This is a genomic window from Serratia sp. TSA_105.2, from assembly GCF_052692115.1.
The window spans coordinates 1-19,775 of sequence record NZ_JBQZFT010000008.1; the positions used below are offsets into that span (position 1 = coordinate 1).

14 protein-coding genes and 1 pseudogene are annotated in these 19,775 nt (G+C 57.7%); 6 read left to right on the forward strand and 9 right to left on the reverse strand.

The window, feature by feature from the left end; all coding sequences use genetic code 11:
- Positions 1 to 521: 521 nt before the first annotated feature.
- Entirely contained in the window at positions 522 to 3,599 is a 3,078-nt protein-coding gene (locus ACUTSC_RS19755; protein ID WP_445653511.1) for an autotransporter outer membrane beta-barrel domain-containing protein, read from the reverse strand.
- A 195-nt stretch (positions 3,600 to 3,794) separates the two neighbouring features.
- Positions 3,795 to 4,109 carry a hypothetical protein gene (locus ACUTSC_RS19760; protein WP_025303891.1) on the reverse strand — a complete coding sequence of 105 codons (315 nt, stop codon included), beginning with the start codon at positions 4,107 to 4,109 and terminating at the stop codon, positions 3,795 to 3,797.
- A gap of 175 nt (positions 4,110 to 4,284) precedes the next feature.
- Here ACUTSC_RS19760 and ACUTSC_RS19765 point away from each other — a divergent pair, with 175 nt between their 5' ends.
- Both ACUTSC_RS19765 and ACUTSC_RS19770 read left to right on the forward strand, forming a co-directional pair.
- Entirely contained in the window at positions 4,285 to 4,917 is a 633-nt protein-coding gene (locus ACUTSC_RS19765) for a LuxR C-terminal-related transcriptional regulator (protein WP_197768741.1), read from the forward strand.
- On the forward strand, positions 4,914 to 6,698 hold the full coding sequence (locus tag ACUTSC_RS19770; protein ID WP_197768742.1) for an ATP-binding protein: 1,785 nt from the start codon (positions 4,914 to 4,916) through the stop codon (positions 6,696 to 6,698). Before ACUTSC_RS19765 ends, ACUTSC_RS19770 begins: the two co-directional genes overlap by 4 nt.
- Here ACUTSC_RS19770 and ACUTSC_RS19775 read toward each other — a convergent pair.
- On the reverse strand, positions 6,695 to 7,528 hold the full coding sequence (locus ACUTSC_RS19775; RefSeq protein ID WP_159318415.1) for an enoyl-CoA hydratase/isomerase family protein: 834 nt from the start codon (positions 7,526 to 7,528) through the stop codon (positions 6,695 to 6,697). The two genes, ACUTSC_RS19770 and ACUTSC_RS19775, sit on opposite strands and share 4 nt — an antisense overlap.
- Positions 7,529 to 7,650: 122 nt before the next feature.
- On the opposite strand from ACUTSC_RS19775, the gene ACUTSC_RS19780 reads away from it, so the two are divergent.
- Positions 7,651 to 8,013, forward strand: a complete 363-nt coding sequence (locus ACUTSC_RS19780) for a winged helix-turn-helix transcriptional regulator (protein WP_033635579.1) — start codon at positions 7,651 to 7,653, stop codon at positions 8,011 to 8,013.
- A gap of 96 nt (positions 8,014 to 8,109) precedes the next feature.
- Here ACUTSC_RS19780 and ACUTSC_RS19785 read toward each other — a convergent pair whose 3' ends face one another.
- Entirely contained in the window at positions 8,110 to 8,352 is a 243-nt protein-coding gene (locus ACUTSC_RS19785; RefSeq protein WP_443002979.1) for a type II toxin-antitoxin system RelE/ParE family toxin, read from the reverse strand.
- Positions 8,353 to 8,851: 499 nt separating this feature from the next.
- On the opposite strand from ACUTSC_RS19785, the gene ACUTSC_RS19790 reads away from it, so the two are divergent.
- Together ACUTSC_RS19790 and ACUTSC_RS19795 are read left to right on the forward strand one after the other, a co-directional pair.
- On the forward strand, positions 8,852 to 9,346 hold the full coding sequence (locus tag ACUTSC_RS19790) for an ORC-CDC6 family AAA ATPase (RefSeq protein WP_445653512.1): 495 nt from the start codon (positions 8,852 to 8,854) through the stop codon (positions 9,344 to 9,346).
- Between the two features lie 9 nt (positions 9,347 to 9,355).
- Entirely contained in the window at positions 9,356 to 10,477 is a 1,122-nt protein-coding gene (locus ACUTSC_RS19795; RefSeq protein WP_445653513.1) for a hypothetical protein, read from the forward strand.
- Between the two features lie 447 nt (positions 10,478 to 10,924).
- Here the strand turns inward: ACUTSC_RS19795 and ACUTSC_RS19800 are convergent.
- The 3 genes and pseudogenes from ACUTSC_RS19800 to guaB form a co-directional block, all read right to left on the reverse strand.
- Positions 10,925 to 11,062: pseudogene (locus tag ACUTSC_RS19800) on the reverse strand (type II toxin-antitoxin system Phd/YefM family antitoxin); the annotation flags it as partial.
- A 224-nt stretch (positions 11,063 to 11,286) separates the two neighbouring features.
- The gene (guaA, locus tag ACUTSC_RS19805; RefSeq protein WP_197768745.1) at positions 11,287 to 12,864 is read right to left on the reverse strand and encodes a glutamine-hydrolyzing GMP synthase; all 1,578 of its coding nucleotides are present in this window, start codon (positions 12,862 to 12,864) and stop codon (positions 11,287 to 11,289) included.
- Between the two features lie 102 nt (positions 12,865 to 12,966).
- Positions 12,967 to 14,430 (reverse strand): IMP dehydrogenase, encoded by a 1,464-nt coding sequence (guaB, locus tag ACUTSC_RS19810; RefSeq protein ID WP_033635581.1) that lies wholly within the window; start codon positions 14,428 to 14,430, stop codon positions 12,967 to 12,969.
- Positions 14,431 to 14,600: 170 nt separating this feature from the next.
- On the opposite strand from guaB, the gene xseA reads away from it, so the two are divergent.
- Entirely contained in the window at positions 14,601 to 15,977 is a 1,377-nt protein-coding gene (gene xseA / locus ACUTSC_RS19815; RefSeq protein ID WP_055312720.1) for an exodeoxyribonuclease VII large subunit, read from the forward strand.
- 3 nt (positions 15,978 to 15,980) lie between these two features.
- On the opposite strand, the gene ACUTSC_RS19820 is transcribed toward xseA, so the two are convergent.
- Positions 15,981 to 18,347, reverse strand: coding sequence for a TIM-barrel domain-containing protein (locus ACUTSC_RS19820; protein ID WP_445653514.1), 2,367 nt, complete (start codon positions 18,345 to 18,347; stop codon positions 15,981 to 15,983).
- Positions 18,348 to 18,358: 11 nt separating this feature from the next.
- Positions 18,359 to 19,669, reverse strand: a complete 1,311-nt coding sequence (locus ACUTSC_RS19825) for an MFS transporter (protein ID WP_445653515.1) — start codon at positions 19,667 to 19,669, stop codon at positions 18,359 to 18,361.
- Positions 19,670 to 19,775 lie beyond the last annotated feature (106 nt).

Sequence of the window (19,775 nt, forward strand, 5' to 3'; positions counted from 1 at the left end):
CGACCTTGGGCGCGCATCACCGGCTGCCGAGCAAGACGGCGTTGTCAGGGGCAACCGGCCAGGGAAGGCCGGTTGAGGCGAGACTCACAGGGACGTTTGTCGCAGCCGACCCGCCCGACAACGCAGACGCGGCGAGGACAAATCTGCCGGGAGCAGATTTGAACGCTGCTTGCAGCGGCCCCGAAGGGGCGAGGCCCAGGATGGGCCGAGTAATTTCCGCGTAGCGGACAGATGGTGTTAAGCGAAGGCGCGGTTGGAGGGGCCGCGCCATCGGCCCCTCCAATTGCCGTTCATATTGGCCACAGAGAAATGCGGACATTTACGGCAATTCCCCTGCACAGAACGCCCAGAGGCTGGATAAAAAAATGCCACTCAGGCTTAAGTGAGCGGCATTGCGGCATTGCGCCGTTGCGCGGGTTTTTTCATCATAAAAGTCAGCCACAGGCCGCCACTGAGCCCTCACCATAAAAAAGGCCCGCATCAAGCGGGCCTGCAAGTACCAGAGAAGTCTAGAGGAAAAATCAGAACGACCAGCGCAGGTTGGCGTTGACCGAATTCACGCGGGTATCGGCGCCGAATTGCCCCTGATAGCCGACATCCAGCGTCGCGGCGCGCGACAGTTTCACGCTCACGCCGATATCGCCCACCATCACGTTGTCATCCACGGCCTGGCCCTGAGTGACGAACGCGTCGCTGCCGGCAAACGCCATACGCGATGAGGTGTTCTTATCGCCGTAGGCGTGCTGCCAGCCGAGCGAGCCGTAGAGGCTGACGTTCTTCGGCAGTTCGGTCACGCCGCGCACCCCGAGCGTGGAGTAGAAGGTGTTCATCGTTTCATTGCGCACGCTCAGCGCCGCCGCGCCACCCGACTCCTGGAAGCTGTCGGTATGCAGGCGGATATAGCTCAGGTTAATGAACGGTTCGACGTTCATCTCCGGCTGGCCGAAACGGTAACCCGCTTCGGTGAACGCCAGAAATGAGTTGGCGTCGTAGTCCGACTTCAGCCGATCCGAGAAACCGCCGAAATCGACGTTGCGCTTGCCTTCAATCTTGTGCCAGGTGTAACCCAGCGCGCCGCGCAGCGAGAACGCATCCTGCTGCCCCGCCGCATACAGGCCGAGGTGGTAGTTGTCGGTATCGGCCTTGGAACGGCGGCTGTCGACGTCGTAGTCGCCGCGACTGTAACCGAAGTAGCCGCCGATGCGCACGTTATGGTCCGCCAGCTTGCGATCCGCCCCCAACAGGAAGCCGGTGGTGTTGCCATCCAGCTTGCCCACGTTGCCGTTGCCGCTGTTTTTGCCCCAGGAACTGAAGGTCTGTCCCCAGACGCCGCTGTTTTGCGCCTGCGCCGGTTGCACCAGCGACATCGCCAACGGCGGTATCGGCAGGCTGTCATTGTCGAACAGGCGCAGCATGCGCTGGTTCAGCACGTTGAACAGCTGGGTGCTGCCGGCGATCAGGTTAGACTGCATCGACGGATAGACTTCGCCGGACAGCTGATTGAACGCCTCGCGCGCTTCCGGCGCACTCAGCAGCAGCAGCGAGTTGTACAGCGCCAGCGAAGGGCCGCTCTGCACCAACGTCGAGAGCGCACCGGCGGTATTCCACTGGTTGCTGCTCTCGGCCACCGTTTGGAAAATGCCCGGCTTGCCGCTGCCCGGGTTCTCTCCGCCCGGATTTTCACCGCCTGGGTTCTCGCCCCCCGGATTTTCACCGCCTGGGTTTTCCCCGCCCGGATTCTCGCCCCCTGGATTCTCACCGCCTGGGTTTTCCCCGCCCGGATTCTCGCCCCCTGGATTCTCACCGCCTGGGTTTTCCCCGCCTGGGTTTTCACCGCCCGTGTCTTTCTGCGCGATGGTCAGATCCACGGCGTTGGCGCTGTGGTTCAACGCCACATCGAGGAAGGCAGACTTGGAGACCGCCGCCGCGAACTGGCCGTCAATGCCGCCGTCCGAGGTCAGAATGCGGTAGCTTTGGCCGGTTTTATAGCTGGTTTGCGGATCCAGCGCCGTAACCTGCACCTTGGCCCGATCGCTGATGGTGGTTTTGCCCGCCACCAGCAGTTGGTCACTGCGGCCGTCACCGGCGATATCGACGTCATAGAAGGATTCGCCGATAAAATTCAGGTAGCGTTTCAGCGTCAGCGTGCCGATATTGCCGTCGCCGGGCGAGATATGGCCGCCGGACTGGATCTCGGTCTGGCCCAGCGTGCCGTTGCCGCCCAGCGTGCCGCCGGCCTTGATCGACGCGGCGCTGCTGTAGCCCTGCCCGTTATTGACGTCGGCACCCGCCGTCGCATTGAGGATCAGCGTGCCGCCGTTCTCGGCGCTGAGGGTTTGGATCTCGAAGATATCGTCTTCTTTCTGGGTATTGATGTCGCTGGCGATAATGAGCTTGCCGCCGCGCGCGGTGACGTTGGCCTGCAGCCCAGTGAGATCGCCGTTCAGCGTCGTATGCCCGGCGGTGTTGATCACCTCGCCTTCGCCGTTCATCTTGTTGCTGAAGACGTAATTGCCGTCGGTATGGTTAAAGTACACATAGCTGCGGAACAATCCGCCCCGCAGGGCGATCGCCGTCTGGGCATCGATAGTGCCTGCAGCGCCCGCCGCGCCGAGCGTCGGCTCGGTCAACCCGGTGCCGGTATCCATGTTGCCGCGGCTGCCGATAATCAGCGCACCGCGGTTCGAGCCGGAACCGGCCTCGCCCAGCACCACTTCGTTGCCGCCGGCGGAGAATGTCCCGCCGTCCATGACCGCCAACACGCCATTGCCGTAATCGCCGACGTTGACGCTGCTGCCGCTGGTCACACGTGAACCGTTGCCGGCGATCGTCAACTCGGCAGTTTTACGCGCGCCGGAGACGCCCGCCACCTGAATATTACCGACGTTGACCGCGCCGCCGTTCAGCACGTCCAGATCGCCGTAAAGCGTGAGCGCGCGGCCAACGTTCCATTGGGAATTGGCCCCCGTGACCGTGGCTTTCGGGCTCAGCGTATCGGTCTCGCCCGGCCCGCTGCCATTGCCGATGCGCGCGTCAAAGGCGGTGTTCAGCACCGCGCCGTCTTCAATCGCCAGCGTGGATCGCGCCCCTAAGTCGGTGCCGACGCTGAGAAAATTGCTGGTGACGCGAGAACCGGCGCCGGTGGCGATCAGGTGGCTGTCGTAGCCGCGGGTAGTGCCGACCACGATCTCTTTCGCGCTGGCCAGCGCGCCGTCTTCAACGCGCAAGGTGCCCCGCCCCAGATTCAGGCCGCCGCGCAGCACGAACTGATCGTTCACCGCATTCAGCTCGGCATTCGGCCCGCGGACCGTGACTACGCTCTCATGAATTTGGCCGTTGAACATCCGGCCGATATTGATGTTATAGGCGCTGATCTTGCCATTCTCGATCAGCAGGTTGCCGCTTTGATTACGGCCGACGTAAACGTCCCCGGTGTAGGCCAATGATTCGGTAATTTTTGAGTCGCCATCAAAAATGGCATCGTCTGCGCGAGCGATATCGGCGGGCGCCAGCATCAGCAGCGGCGCAGAAAATAGAGCGAGGTAAAGTTTGGAAAGCGGTGTTTTAACCGCTAAAGGGTGCGATGTCTTGTCATTCACGGGCTATCTCCGTACTCGTTGGCATGATGGCGCGAAATTTATTGTTATAGGAAAACTCACTACGCTAGAGGAGGTGTGAGGCGTTATTTCGCGCACGCCGGTTTAGTGATCGTCGAAGCAAAAGCTTATTGCCCCCCGGCGCTGACGCTCCGACGATGGAAAACCAGGAAGCGGCAATGCCGCCCCCAAAGCGAATTATTTATGCGTGACCACCGGTGTACAGGTCGGCGCGCTCAGCGACGGCGACGAACCTAAAATTCCCGGCATCATCAGCGACGAACAATCGAAAATACGGCCTTTTTCCGTGGTGGCGCGATAAGAAAGTTTTTGGCCGCCCAGCGCATCTGGCTGTGCGCCATTGACATTGGTCACGGTAATTTCGTCCGATGAGCCCAGGCCCAGCATTTTGGCGGTTTCCGCCTGCAGTAATGGAATGGCCTGATCGGTTTTCAGGGTGGAACAACCGGCTATCATCATCGTAACGGTTAAAGCGATAAGTGGTTTCTTCATAAATTATCCTTTATAACCAATCAGTTAAAATTATCGATTGGCTTTATGTTTTCTCTTATCCAAATCCTCGAATAATATATTTCCCTTTCCTAAACGAAAAAACCCTCCTAAAGTAGGGAGGGTTGATAATAATTAATCAGACTTATCTGAACTGTGAAGGCAAAAGGAGAATCCTTTGGGGCAGGATTATGCGTTGGTCGTTGATGACCATCCATTGGTAGCAAGCGGCATCGCTAATTTTCTCAGCACGCATTGCCGATTCAAACAGGCGCATGTGGTGACCAATGAAGAGAATTGCTACCGCCATATTAGGGAAAATGGCCCGCCGCGTTTACTGGTGATTGATTTTTGGCTCTCTTCCGGTACGGCGTTGAAATTACTCAAAGAAGTAAAACAACGTTATCCGCAGGTGCGGATTTTGGTGGTCAGCGGCGACGAGAATAACGATATCTGGCAGAAAGTGCACAATGCCGGCGGGCACGGTTTCGTATTAAAAAACGAGCCACCTGAATTATTCGCCAGGGCGGTTTTTGCGCTAAATAATAATCAGGAGTGGTTCCCGGAAGGAAATGAATCCGCCATTAAAAACAACCATGACCATTTAAACAAGTTCAATTTAACGCCAAGGCAAATCGACGTATTAACTATGATGTTGCGCGGTCTGCCAAATAAAAGAATCGCAACGCAACTGTCTATTTCCGAACCGACCGTTAAAGAGCATATCAGCAATATATTGAAAAAGATCGGCGTCAACAGCCGGGTGGAAGCCATCACGCTGTTGCACGGCAAACGGGATCCGTCGTCATGAGGTTTTTCCAGAATTTACAAAATGATGGCATCTCCCCACGCGCACAGATCCGCCTGCTGGACAACACCTTCATGCGGTTGGTGTTCAGTTTCACCGCCGTGCCTTTCGTCGGCATCCCGTTCGCCATCTGGATTTATTTGCTGGGCGACAAGCTCGGCCCAACCATTACCTGGATCATCGTTTACCTGCTATGCGCCGTGGCGATCCGAATATGGCACCGCCGCTACCTGCATGAGGCCAAAGAAAATGATGAAGACGCCGTGCTGCGCCGCTGGCTGCCGCGTATTAATAAGGTGGCGTTTATTCACGGGTTGGGGATCTCATCACTCTATTTAATTACGCCGCAGACCCATAACTTTGACTTTTTTCTGCTGCTCAATATCAGCATCGCCGCGATCGTCGCCGCCAACGCAACACACCTGACGCCCGTCATCAGCACCTTTACCCGCTTTTTCTTCGCTTCCTGGGGGCTGCTGAACCTCGGCATCATCTGGCGGCTGGAAGACGTGATGTTCATCGTGCTGATGCTGAACTTGCTGTACGGCTTCGCCATCTACCGCCACGCGTTAACCTCGCATGCGTTCTTTATTCAGCAGGCGCTGCTCGAAGAACAAAGCTCGCGCCTGGCGGAGCAGTTCCGCCAGGCTAAAGAGGAAGCGGAACAGGCGCTGCTGGACAAGAACCAGTTCCTGACCACCGCCAGCCACGATCTGCGCCAGCCGGTGCACGCCATGGGCTTTCTGATCGAAGCCATCATCCACAAAAACCGCGACGACAGCCTGACGCCGCAGCTGCTGGATCTGCAGCAGAGCGTGCGTTCGGTGCATTTGATGTTCAATTCATTGCTCGATCTCAGCAAGATCGAATCCGGCAACGTGCGCACCGCCGCCACCCATGTGGATATCGGCGCCCTGCTCGACTCGGTGATCACCCTGTTCCGCGAAGAGGCCAACAGCCGTGCCCTGGCGCTGCGCACCTGGCGGCCTAAACGGCGCATCAGCGTGATGGGCGATCCGCTGCTGGTGCGGCAATCGTTGATCAACCTGATCCAAAACGCCCTGCGCTATACGCAACGGGGCGGCGTGTTGATCGCTATCCGCCCGCGCGGCGCCGAGTGCCTGGTAGAAGTGTGGGACACCGGCGTGGGCATCGCCGACGAAGAGAAAAGCAAAATCTTCTCCCCTTACTACCGCCCCGAGCTGGCGTGGAAAATCGACAGCGCCGGCCACGGGCTGGGGCTGGCGGTGGTGGCGCGCTGCGCCAAGCTGATGAAGGTGAAGTACGGCATGCACTCCGTCGAAGGCAAAGGCTCGCGCTTCTGGATGCGCTTCACGCAATACATCGGCGAAGACAAAGCGCCGGAAACCGCGGCCGCCTACGACAACACCGCCACGCCGATCCGCTATGCGCCGCTGCGCGGCGCCTGCCTGGTGGTGGACGACGATCCCTTGGTGACCTCCGCCTGGGAGAGCCTGATGAGCACCTGGGGCATCACCGTGCGCTGCGCGGCCTCCGCCGAGGAAGCCTTCGCCATTGTCGACGACGGTTTTACGCCGTTCGCCGTGCTGTGCGACCAGCGCCTGCGCTCCGGCGAGAGCGGTTTCGACATCCTGAAAGCGCTGTTCGAACGCCTGCCGGACGTGAGCGGCGCGATGGTCAGCGGCGAGTTCAACTCGCAGATATTGCAAGAGGCCGAGCAGGAAGGCTATCTGGTGCTGCGCAAACCGCTGGAGCCGGCCAGGCTGCATGCGCTGCTGACGCAGTGGGGGGCGGCATCTTAGCGGGCCAGATGACGCAGCAAGCCTTCAAGGTTGCGCTCCCCCTCCGGGGTTTGCGCACCGGCCTTCAGCCCGCCGCGAATCAACCGCTCCGCGGCCGGGCGTGCGAACAATCCCGCCCAGGCGTCGTGCTCGCGATAAAAACCGGCCTGCAGATCCGGCGCAGGCATCGCCTGTTTGGCCGCCGCAATCACGCCCTCTGGCAATGCCGCGATGTTGCGCGCTAACCGATCGACGAAATCATCGAGCTCGGCAGCAGGCAAGGCACGGTTAATCCAGCCGTAGCGTTCTGCGGTAGCAGCATCGAAAAGCTCGGCGCCCAGGATCGCCTCCAGAGCGCGGCCGCGCGTCATTCGGCTCGTCAGATACTGCGTCGCGCCGCCGCCGGGCGTAATGCCCATCAAGGCCTCGCACTGGGCCAGTCCCGCCGCTTCCCGTGCAGCGAAAGCCATATCGGCCGCCGCCACAAACTCGGCGCCGCCGCCGCGTGCCAGCCCAGCCAGCTTAACGAGAGTGACCTGCGGCTGGCTGCGCAGCAGTTCGCCAAACGCCTGGAACGGATTAAGCCCCTCCGGCGCGTTGCTCGCCAGTTCGTCGAAAGCGTGCGGCTCATCGATCAAGGTCATGTCGACGTGAGCAATAAAGAACGCTGGGTTCACGCTCTGGAACACCAACACCCGCGTATCCGGATCGTCACGCACCGCGAGCAATAAACGGCTGATTTCCGACATCAGCGCCACATCAAGTACGTTTACCGGTGGGTTATCGATAGCGATCGTCATCACGCCGTGCGCATGAGACAGCCTGAGTTTGCTGAAATCTGTATCTGTCATCTCAATGTCCTTTTACCTGGGGTACAAGTGCGGGTTATTCGCGCCCTGTTTCGAATGGTATACTTTGCATACCTGGCGTCAATTACGCACCTTAAGCATCCCAGGGATGCAGGAGGATACCGATGGATAAGACCGATGTTGTTTACCGCGCCGACTGCCCAAGCCGCATCGTGCTCGATCAGATTGCCGATAAATGGTCCATGATGGTGCTGGAAGTGCTGCGCGAGCCGCAGCGCTTCAACGCCATCAAGCGCCGTCTGGATGGCGTCACGCAGCGCGTGCTGACCCAGACCCTGCGCAAACTGGAACGCAACGGCATGGTGCATCGCAAAGTGTTGGATGGGCGAGTGCTTGGCGTCGAGTATTCGCTGACGCCGCTTGGCAAATCCCTGCAGGGGCCGTTCTCGATACTGTTCGACTGGACGCTGGGGAATATTGAGGCGATTCAGGAGTGCCAGCGCAAGTATGATGAGCAGGACGAATGATGCGACCTTCTCTTGCAGGTCGTATCATTGCCGGAAAACGAGGATTAGGAGCCGATCGGGTTATCAGGCCGTGATCAGACGCTTAAACAACAGCAATTAGATGTCCTGCCGGTGTGACAAGATAGCATGGGCAGTCAAGGTGGCTGCTTCTACGGAATACAAAACCCGGTAACCTTCTGCGTGATTAAACTCCCGGTACTTTGCATAGCCAATCTTCAGCAGCTCAGGGCAAATCTGGCATCCCAGCGGGAACAGGCTAACGGTATTCTCAAACTGAGGGAGTATTTCCGTGATCACCGGGCGGGATTCGACGTCAACGCGACGGAGAGGGTTCGCTATTGAGTCGCCGTGTACTCAAATTCCATTGTAATCCCTTAATTCCGTCTAAAGCGCCTTAAAAACACGGCACAGGGCAAGAGCGTCGAACGCCTGCCGGACGTGAGTGGCGCGATGGTCAGCGGCGAATTCAACTCGCCGATCCTGCAAGAGGCCGAGCAGGAAGGTTATCAGATGCTGCGCAAGCCGCTGGAGCCGGCCAGGCTACATGCGCTGCTGACGCAGTGGGGGGGCCGGTTAAGGGGGGTTTGGCACCTCCTGAAACACTGTTTGCGTACTAATAATATAAAAACTTTATTCAATACCCACCCTGTCAATAGATTATTTTGATGTTAAATAAAAAAACAAGATATAGTTTCAAAAAAAACAATAACACTCTAACACTATAATCATTGATATTTGTAAGTAGGGAGAAAAATGATAGCTTAGATCAAATAATCATTTTACTTGCAATCCCTGACTGAGCTACGGAAAGACTATCAGATTAAAATGGCGGAAAATTATGAGAAATATCAACTCAATAATAATGAGACTAGCTAAACGAGCTGAAAAATTACAAACTGAGCATCTGATCAAATCCTTCGTTGATGTTGGCCCTACATATACATTACTTTCAAGCACAGATAATCAAATAATGTTTGGACGCAGAGGGACGGGAAAGACACACTTCTTAGCAGTGCTCAACAATGAAATATCTAATCGAGGGATTATCAGTGTACCTATTGACATGCGATTAATAGGCTCAACAGGAGGGATATTTTCAGATCAAAACATCCCCCTAAGTGAAAGGGCAACAAGACTGCTTTCAGATACTTTATGCAATATTCACGAGGTTATTCTAGATTATATATTTGAAAACGAAATAGATAAAACAACAGAGATAACGGAATTATTGAACAATTTTCTTGAACAAGCAACCGCATTAAACATAGAGGGTACATCTGAAGAGGAAATTGGTTCATCCAATAACATATCCAATAATTTCTCAATCAAATAAAATGCATCATTGAAAAGTATTTCCGCAGGAATGGAACTCACAAAAAGCACTGCCATTGGGAGCTCAGAAAGAATAAAAACCACAGGAAAAAGAACTTTAAGAATTCATTTTAACTCAATAACAAAAAAACTTAACGACATTGTTTCAATGCTACCTCATAAGGAGCTTTGGATATTAATTGATGAATGGTCAGAGATTCCTTTAGACCTTCAACCTTATCTTGCAGAACTTTTAAGAAGAATATTATACCCAATTCCTAACATTACTGTAAAAATTGCAGCTATTGCTCATAGATGCAACTTCATGGAAGTGGACATGAATACTGGTGCCAGCATTGGTATAGAATTAGGTTCAGATGCTTCATCTGTGATAAATTTAGATGAATACATGGTGTTTGATAATGATAGCGATGCTGCCAAAAACTTCTTTAAAAACCTACTTCATCGCCATGTTTGTGCTATTGATAAAAACTCAATCTGCGATCGAGAGCCTAACCTATTTATAAATGATGTATTTACTCAAACTTCGGCTTTTGACGAATATGTAAGAGCAGTTGAGGGTGTTCCAAGAGATGCCATAAATATTATTTCATTAGCTGCGCAGACTGCTTTAGCAAACAAAATATCTATTTTTCATATCCGTAACTCCGCTCAAAAATGGTTTCAGGTCAACAAGCATGCAGCCCTTAACAGCAGGCCAGAAGCCGTGTCACTACTTGACAGAATAATAAACGAAGTTATTGGACATAGAAAATCTAGGGGCTTCCTAATTAGCCATGAGAAGAATCATAAACTGATAGATTATCTATATGACATGAGAGTAATTCACGTTCTTAGGCAAGGTGTTTCCGCAAAAAATGCAGTCGGCAAAAAGTATACTTTATACACACTCGACTATGGTTGTTATGTTGAGCTAATGTCCTCTAAGAATGCACCTCTGGGACTTATTATTGAATCAGATGAAAATGATGAGTTACAGTATATAGAAGTCCCAAAATCTGATTATAGATCAGTAAGAAATTCGATATTAGACTTGGAAGAAGATAATGGTCAACTTAGGCTAAATCTTTTTACATCAACGGAACATCTTCAATTGCCAAACCATCAAAACAAAACAAAAAAATCAGTTTAAAGGTCTATTGATAAAAATCTTATAAATGCAATACCAGAAAATATTGGCACACTAAAGATCTATGGAACTATATATATACCAATAATATTGGTTTCTTTAGTTCTAAGAAAAGCAAAAGGATTCAAGAAAAGTAATGCATCAGAATTAACAAAAATAATTAATGAGCATATGTCAATTAATATTAACAGGCCAAAGATATCTGCAAACAATATGTCTAGAGAATTAAGAAAGGATAGTATCCTGAAGTTATCCTGGCTTAATTATCATGAGAATGGTAGGCAACCACTATTCTCTCTAAATGAAAAATGGAGTGAGTACTGGGAGGAGTATTTTAATAACTCAGCACCCACAATTTAAATTTTCACTATAAAGACGCTTAGGGGGGGGGGGGTAATTAAAAAATCTATAATTGAAAAAGGAATCCCCTTAACGTTGAGTGTCCTGCGTTCAATCCGTAAGCCCATCCAACAGCGGTTCCTTTGAGAACACGCGCCCTTCCGCTTTATCCTTCTCTGACAGCGTCAGCAATTTCAGTAGAGCAACGACGTTCTCTCGCTTCTGCTGCTCATAGGATTCTATAACGTAGTTGATGGCCTCTACTTTCATCGTATCCCCAGGCGCTATCAATCATACCAAGGTCTGAACATAGGCCATATTTCGACCACAAACAATAATCTGCTTTACCCATAACTTATTTCAATGGCTGACAACAGACAGAAAAGATATGGCCATATAAAGAAAAACCCTCTGTAAAAACAGAGGGTTTTAGTCACTACGGCCTAGTTACGAACAGGCTGCGAGGGGGTAAATCATTCCCACTCGATCGTCGCCGGCGGCTTGCCGCTGATGTCGTACACCACGCGGGAGATGCCGTTCACTTCGTTGATGATGCGGTTGGAGACGCGGCCGAGGAAGTCATACGGCAGGTGCGCCCAGTGCGCGGTCATGAAGTCGATGGTTTCTACCGCACGCAGGGAGACCACCCAGTCGTATTTGCGGCCGTCGCCCATCACACCGACCGAACGCACCGGCAGGAACACGGTGAACGCCTGGCTGACTTTGTTGTACAGATCGGCTTTGTGCAGCTCTTCGATGAAGATGGCGTCGGCGCGGCGCAGCAGATCGCAGTACTCTTTCTTCACTTCGCCCAGCACGCGCACGCCCAGACCTGGGCCCGGGAACGGGTGACGGAACAGCATGTCGTACGGCAGGCCCAGCTCCAGGCCGATCTTGCGCACTTCGTCTTTGAACAGCTCTTTCAGCGGCTCGACCAGGCCCAGCTTCATCTCTTTCGGCAGGCCGCCCACATTGTGGTGCGACTTGATCACGTGCGCTTTGCCGGTGGCGGAAGCGGCGGATTCGATCACGTCCGGGTAGATGGTGCCCTGCGCCAGCCATTTCACCTGCTCTTGCTTGCAGGCTTCTTCGTCGAACACTTCAACGAACACGCGGCCGATGATTTTACGCTTGGCTTCCGGCTCGTCCACGCCCGCCAGTGCGGTCAGGAAGCGGTTTTCCGCCTCGACGTGCACGATGTTCAGGCCGAAGTGGTCGCCGAACATTTCCATCACCTGCTTGGCTTCGTTCAGGCGCAGCAGGCCGTTATCGACGAATACGCAGGTCAGGCGTTTGCCGATGGCGCGGTGCAGCAGCATCGCGGTCACGGAGGAGTCTACGCCGCCGGACAGGCCGAGGATCACGTGGTCTTCACCCACCTGCTCGCGGATGCGCTCAACCGCATCTTCGATGATGGTGGCCGGGGTCCACAGGGCTTCACACTGGCAGATGTCCAGCACGAAGCGCTCCAGCATGCGCTGGCCCTGGCGGGTGTGGGTCACTTCCGGGTGGAACTGCACGCCATAGAAGCGTTTTTCTTCGTTGGCCATAATGGCGAACGGACAGGTGTCGGTGCTGGCGATGGTCACGAAGTCGGACGGGATCGCGGTCACTTTATCGCCGTGGCTCATCCACACGTCCAGCAGCGGTTTGCCGGCCGGGCTGATGGCGTCTTCGATGTCGCGCAGCAGCGCGCTCTCTTTGACGATTTCCACCTGCGCGTAGCCGAACTCGCGTTCGTTGGAGCCCTGCACATGGCCACCCAGCTGCATCGCCATGGTCTGCATGCCGTAGCACACGCCCAGCACCGGCACGCCGGCGTTGAACACGTAGTCCGGGGCGCGCGGGCTGCCGGCTTCGGTGGTGCTTTCCGGGCCGCCGGACAGGATGATGCCGCTTGGGTTGAATTCGCGGATCTGCGCTTCGCTAACGTCCCAGGCCCACAGTTCGCAGTAAACGCCGATTTCGCGCACGCGGCGGGCGACCAGTTGGGTGTATTGCGAACCGAAGTCCAGTATCAGGATACGATGCTTATGGATATTTTGTGTCATGTGAGGCGAATTCCAGCAACAAGAGAAAAAGAGCGAAAATGTGTGTTTCGGGATGGGGCTTAACGCCCCACCCCGGCCTCTCACTCAGGAGAGGTTAAGGCATTAGCCCATGCGGTAGTTCGGCGACTCTTTGGTGATGGTCACGTCGTGCACGTGGCTTTCCTGAATGCCGGCGCCGCTGATGCGCACGAACTCCGCCTTGGTGCGCAGATCGTCGATGGTGGCGCAGCCGGTCAGGCCCATGCAGGAGCGCAGGCCGCCCATCTGCTGGTGCACGATGGCTTTCAGCATGCCTTTATAGGCCACGCGGCCTTCGATACCTTCCGGCACCAGTTTGTCGGCGGCGTTATCGGTCTGGAAGTAACGGTCGGAAGAGCCTTTGGACATCGCGCCCAGCGAGCCCATGCCGCGGTAAGATTTGAACGAACGCCCCTGATACAGCTCGATTTCGCCCGGGGATTCTTCGGTGCCCGCCAGCATGGAGCCGACCATCACGCAGGATGCGCCCGCGGCGATCGCTTTGGCGATGTCGCCGGAGAAGCGGATGCCGCCGTCGGCGATAACCGGGATGCCGGTGCCTTCCAGCGCTTCCACCGCGTCGGCGATGGCGGTGATCTGCGGTACGCCCACGCCGGTCACGATGCGGGTGGTACAGATAGAGCCAGGGCCGATACCGACTTTCACCGCGCTCACGCCGGCTTCAGCCAGCGCTTTGGCGCCCGCTGCGGTCGCGACGTTGCCGCCGACGATCTGCAGATCCGGGTATTTGGCGCGGGTTTCGCGGATGCGCTGCAGCACGCCTTCGGAGTGGCCGTGCGAGGAGTCGATCAGCAGGACGTCAACGCCTGCCGCCACCAGCGCGTCAACGCGCTCTTCGTTGCCGGCGCCGGCGCCGACCGCCGCGCCTACGCGCAGACGGCCGTGCTCGTCTTTACAGGCGTTCGGTTTGCGTTCCGCTTTCTGGAAGTCTTTAACGGTGATCATGCCCAACAGGTGGAAGCTGTCGTCCACCACCAGCGCTTTTTCTACGCGCTTTTCGTGCATCTTCTGCAGCACCACGTCGCGCGCTTCACCTTCTTTCACGGTGACCAGGCGATCTTTTGGCGTCATGACCGCGGTGACCGGCTGGGTCAGATCGGTCACGAAGCGCACGTCGCGGCCGGTGATGATGCCGACCAGCTCGTTGTCTTCGGTCACGACCGGGTAACCGGCGAAGCCGTTGCGGGCGGTAAGCTCTTTCACTTCCTGCAGCGTGGTGGATGGGGTAACGGTCTGCGGGTCGGTAACTACGCCGCTTTCATGTTTCTTCACGCGGCTGACTTCTTCAGCCTGGCGCTCGATGGACATGTTTTTGTGGATGAAGCCCAGGCCGCCTTCCTGCGCCAGCGCGATGGCCAGGCCGGATTCGGTAACGGTATCCATGGCTGCGGACAGCATAGGGATGTTCAGGCGGATGGTTTTGGTCAGTTGAGTGCCGAGCTCTGCGGTGTTAGGCAGAACCGTGGAGTGGGCTGGAACCAGGAGGACGTCGTCAAACGTCAGAGCTTCTTTAGCGATACGTAGCATGGGCAATATCTCACCAGGGTGGGCTGTGAAAAAGATAAAATATTGCCGCGGCATTATACAGAGCGGAATCGGTTGCCTCCAGCACTTTCTTGCAAAAAGTCTTGATTACCTTTTTCAGCCATGTAGTATCGACCAATTAAGTGATTGTTTTGAAATTTGATCTGGGTCACATGTCGCTACCTGTTTCGCCTTCCATTTTTACCGTAAGCCGCCTCAATCAGACGGTTCGCCAACTGCTGGAAATGGAAATGGGGCAGATTTGGCTCTCCGCCGAGATCTCCAACCTCTCCCAGCCCGCCTCCGGCCACTGGTATTTCACGCTGAAAGACGACCGCGCCCAGGTGCGCTGCGCGATGTTCCGCAACAGCAACCGCCGCGTCACCTTCCGGCCGCAAAACGGCCAGCAGGTCCTGGTGCGCGCCAGCATCACGCTGTATGAACCGCGCGGCGACTACCAGCTGATCGCCGAGAGCATGCAGCCCGCCGGCGACGGCCTGCTGCAGCAACAGTTCGAGCAGCTGAAACAGCGCCTGAGCGCCGAAGGGCTGTTCGATCAGCAATTCAAGCAGCCGCTGCCCGCCCCGGCCAAACGCGTCGGGGTGATCACCTCCGCCAGCGGCGCGGCGCTGCACGATATTCTGCAGGTATTGCAGCGGCGCGATCCGTCGCTGCCGATCGTCATCTACCCCACCTCGGTGCAGGGCGCGGAAGCGCCGATGCAGATCGTGCGCGCCATCGAGACCGCCAACCGCCGCGACGAATGCGACGTGCTGATCGTCGGCCGCGGCGGCGGTTCGCTGGAAGATCTGTGGAGCTTCAACGACGAACGCGTGGCGCGGGCGATCTTCGCCAGCCGCATTCCGATCGTCAGCGCCGTCGGCCATGAAACCGACGTCACCATCGCCGATTTCGTCGCCGATCTGCGCGCGCCGACCCCTTCCGCCGCCGCCGAACTGGTCAGCCGCAATCAGCTTGAGCTGTTGCGCCAGCTGCAGTCGCAGCAGCAGCGGCTGGAGATGGCGATGGATTACTACCTGGCGCAGCGCCAGCAGCAGTTCACCCGCATTCACCACCGTTTACAGCAGCAGCATCCGCATCTGCGCCTGGCGCGCCAGCAGACGCTGCTGTTCAAGCTGCAGCGCCGGATGGAAGACGGCATGCAGCAACAGCTGCGCCTGGCCGCCCGCCGCAGCGAACGCGCCCAGCAGCGGCTGGCGCAGGTGCAGCCGCAGGGCCGCATTCACCGTTACCAACAGCGCGTACAGCAGCAGGAATACCGCCTGCAGCAGGCGATGGAGCGGCAGCTCAACGCCTACCGCCAGCGCTTCGGCGTGGCCTGCAGCCAGCTGGAAACCGTCAGCCCGCTGGCGACGCTGGCGCGCGGCTACAGCGTGACGCAAACCCCGCGCGGCGAGCTGCTGAAAACCACCAAACAGGCGCAGGTCGGCGAACTGCTGAAAACCCGCCTGCAGGACGGCTGGGTGGAAAGCGAGGTGAAAACCATCACCGTCGCCAAAAAGCCGCGCAAGAAGCGCGCGGCCGAGTAGCCCCTACTCCAGCGTAAAACGCTCGCCCGGTTCGCCGTTCACCCACAGCGCGCGCGTTTCGCCTTCCGGCAGGCTGAGCGTCAGCGTGCGCCAGGCCGGGCGGAAACGCCCTTCCGTCGTGATATCCAGCATGATGCGCTGATGGTCGCAGCGCATTTCCCAGCGCAGCCACAGCGCATCGCCCTGCCGCCAGCCGTCGCTTTCACCGTCGTCCTCAAACAGCAGCCCGCTGCTTGCGCCGCAGCCCTTGAGCGGAAACAGCCGCAGCTCGCGCCGATCGTCGGCGGCCACGTCCACATGCGCCAGCCGCTGCGACAGCGGTAGCGCCGCCCCGGCGCGCACCAGCAGCGGCACACGCTCCAGCGGCGCCGCCAGCGTCACCGTCTGGCCGCCGCCGAACCACTGGCCGCTGTAGAAGCAGTACCAGCCCTCACCGTTGTCCGGCAAATACACCGAACGCCGGCGCTGCCCCGGCTCCACTACGCTGGCCACCAGCAGATCGCGGCCGATCAGAAAATCGTCGTTCTCGCCGAAGGTGCGCGCATCCTGTTCATGATCGAGGAAGGTCGGGCGCAGCATCGGCTCGTCGTCGGCGCAGGCCTGCCATAACAGAGTGTAGAAATACGGCAGCAGCCGGTAACGCAGGTTGATCGCCTCGCGCACCGCCGGGGTGGCGGCCGGGTACATCCAGGGCTCGTTGACCGTGGCGTCGTCGTTCCAGGAGTGAATGGTGAAACGCGGATGCATCACGCCGTTTTGCACCCAGCGCACCAGTAGCTCCGTGTCCGGCTTGTCGCCGGAGAAGCCGCCGACGTCGTGGCCGAGGTTATACAGCCCGGACAGGCTCATGCCCAGCCCCATGCGGATGTTGTAGCGCAGCGTCTGCCAGCTGGTGCGATTGTCGCCGCTCCAGGTCTGCACATAGCGCTGCATGCCGGCGCAGCCGGAGCGCGAGATCAGGTACGGCCGCTTCTGCGGCGCAAAGCGCTGCTGGGCCTCCATCGAGGCGCGCATCATCAGCAGCGGCATCACCGGGCGGATGTGCTTGATGGCGATCGGCCGCCCGAAGCCGTGGCAGCGCGCTTCGCCGTCCCACACTTCGTACTCGTTGTTGTCGTTCCAGGTCGAGTCGATGCCCATCTCCAGCAGCTGCTGCGTGACGCCCTGCTGCCACCAGCGCACCGCCGCCGGGTTGGTGAAGTCGAGGTGCGATCCCTCGTCATCCCAGAAGCTGGAACGCTCGGGCGCGTCGCTTTGCGAATCGCGGATAAACAGCCCCTGCGCCGCCACCGCCTGATACTGCGGGTGATCCTGCAGCAGGCACGGCTTGATGTTGGCCGCCAGCCTGAGACCGGCGTCGTGAAACGCCTGGCTCAATTGCTTGGGCTGCGGCACCTTGTCGTAATTCCAGTTGAACACGTAGCGCTTGTTGTTGATCGAGGTGTAGCCCGACGACAGCTGGAAGGAGTCGCAGGGGATGGCGTGCTGACGGCACAGCGCGATGAACTGCTGCAGTTGCTGCTGGGCGTCCGGCGCGTCGGTGTAGTGCATGGTCGAGCCGCTGTAGCCCAGGCTCCACTTCGGCCCGAAGTGGGTGCGGCCGGTCAGGCGCACGAAGGCCTTGGTGACGTCCACTACCTTCGGCCCGAGGAACAGGTAGTAATCCAGATCGCCCGCTTCGGCCTGATAGCGGCGATAGGCCGCGTGGTAGTTGTCGATCTCGTTGCCCAGATCCAGCCAGCAGCTGCTCAGGTTATCGTAAAACAGGCCGAAGCTCGCCTCCGGCCCGCGGGTGATGGTAAACGGAATGTGCTTGTACAGCGGATCGGTGCTGGCGGCGTTATAGCCCATCGCGTCCAGATTGCGCATCTCGAAGCGGCGGCCGGTGCGTTCCAGATCGCCGGCTTTCTCCCCCAGGCCGTAATAACGCTCATCGGCGAAACGGCGCTGGTAATGCGCCACGCCGTCGCCGTGCGCATTGAGCAGGTAGGCGCTGGTCGGCCGGTCCGCCGCCAGCGGCCGCCACTCGCCGGCGGCGTTGCAGTACGCCCATTCCAGCCACAGCGGCTGATGCACCGTCACGCGCAGCCGCGGCGTGCTGACCACCAGCCGATCGCCCTCCTGGCGCAGCTGATAGCCCGGCAGGCTGAAGCCGGCGACGCTGAGCCGATCGCGCCCCTCCCAGGGCACATCCTCCTGCGGCGCGATGCTCCAGGTGCGATCCAGCGCCAGCTCGCCCTCACGTTTGATCAACACGCGGAACAGATCGTTTTCCAGCACGTACAGGCAGAAACGGTGGCGTTCATCGACCAGCAGCTCAACGTGGTCGGCATGCTGCGCCGCCAGCGTCCAGTTTTTCAAGGTTTTCATAAGCATTCCACTTAGCTGTGTGAAGGTGTTTTCTTACCGCCGCGTTCGGCGATCAGGGCAATCAGGAACAGGGCGCCGATCAGATCGAAGAAGCCCATGGCGATAAACAGCGGGTTGAAGCCGATGGTGTCGGATACCGCGCCGATCAGCAGCGTGAACAGGAAGCTGGCGATCCAGGCGCTGGAGCCGCGCATACCGTTGACCGTCGCCATCTGGTTTTTATCGAACGACTCCACCACCAGCGCACTGAGCATGCAGGAGATCACCTGGTGGCCGAAGCCGCCGATCGAGATCAGCGCGATCGCCACATAGGGATCTTGGGTGATCGCCACGAACGCCAGCGACACCATCAGGAAAGCGCCGGTCACCGAGCTGGCGACCACCGAGTTGACGCGGCTGCAGCCGAACCATTTGCGGTACAGTGTGGTGAGATAGCCGCTGGCGACGCTGCCGATATCCGCCGCCAGGAACGGCAGCCAGGCAAACATCGCGATCTGTTTCAGATCCATGCCGCGTTCGGTGGCCAGGTACAGCGGCACCCAGAAGCTGAAGACCGCCCAGGCCGGCTCGGCGAGAAAGGCCGGGATGGCGATGCCGTAGAACTTCTTGTTCTTGCACAGGCTGACCAGCGAGGTGAGGAACGGCAGCTTCGGCAGCACCGGCTCGTTGTCTTCGCGGATCAGATCCAACTCTTGCTGGCTGAGGTTCGGGTGCTGCTGCGGCGAGTGGTAGAACAGCCACCACAGCACCACCCAGATCAGCGCCAGCCCGCCGGAGAACAGGAAGGCGCCCTGCCAGCCGAAGGAGACGTGAGCGATGACGATGATCGGCGGCGCCAGCATGGCGCCGATGGAGAAACCGACGCCCGCCCAGCCGGCGGCGATCGGGCGCTCCTTCTTCGGGAACCAGTCGGAGATCGCCTTGGCGTTGGCCGGGGTGGCCGCTGCCTCCGCGCCCCCCATGAAGAAACGCAGAATGGCCAGTTGCAGCCAGCTGCCTGCGCCGGCGTGCAGCATGCATACCACCGCCCAAATGCCGGCGCAGATCAGAAAGCCCATCTTCAGGCCGATAACGTCGATCAGCCAGCCGCAGATCGGCTGAAACACCGTGTAGGCCAGCTGGAACGACGCCACCACCCAGGCATATTGCTCGGTGCTCATGTTCAGGCTGGTTTTCAGCTCCGGCGCCAAAATGCCCAGCGAGTTACGGGTGATGTAGTTGACCGTGACGCCCAGCAAGAACAGCGCCAGCATCCACCAGCGCAGCGATTTGAACTTGCGCCGGCCGCTCTGCGCGACCGCCTGATTGATCTCCACACTCATCGGTTCTCTCCCCGCGGCCGCCGGCGACGGCAACGCGCGTTTTGGTAGGGTACGTTGTGCTATCAAACAAGGGACGGTGAAAACGGGTCGGCGCCGTAGCATTGGC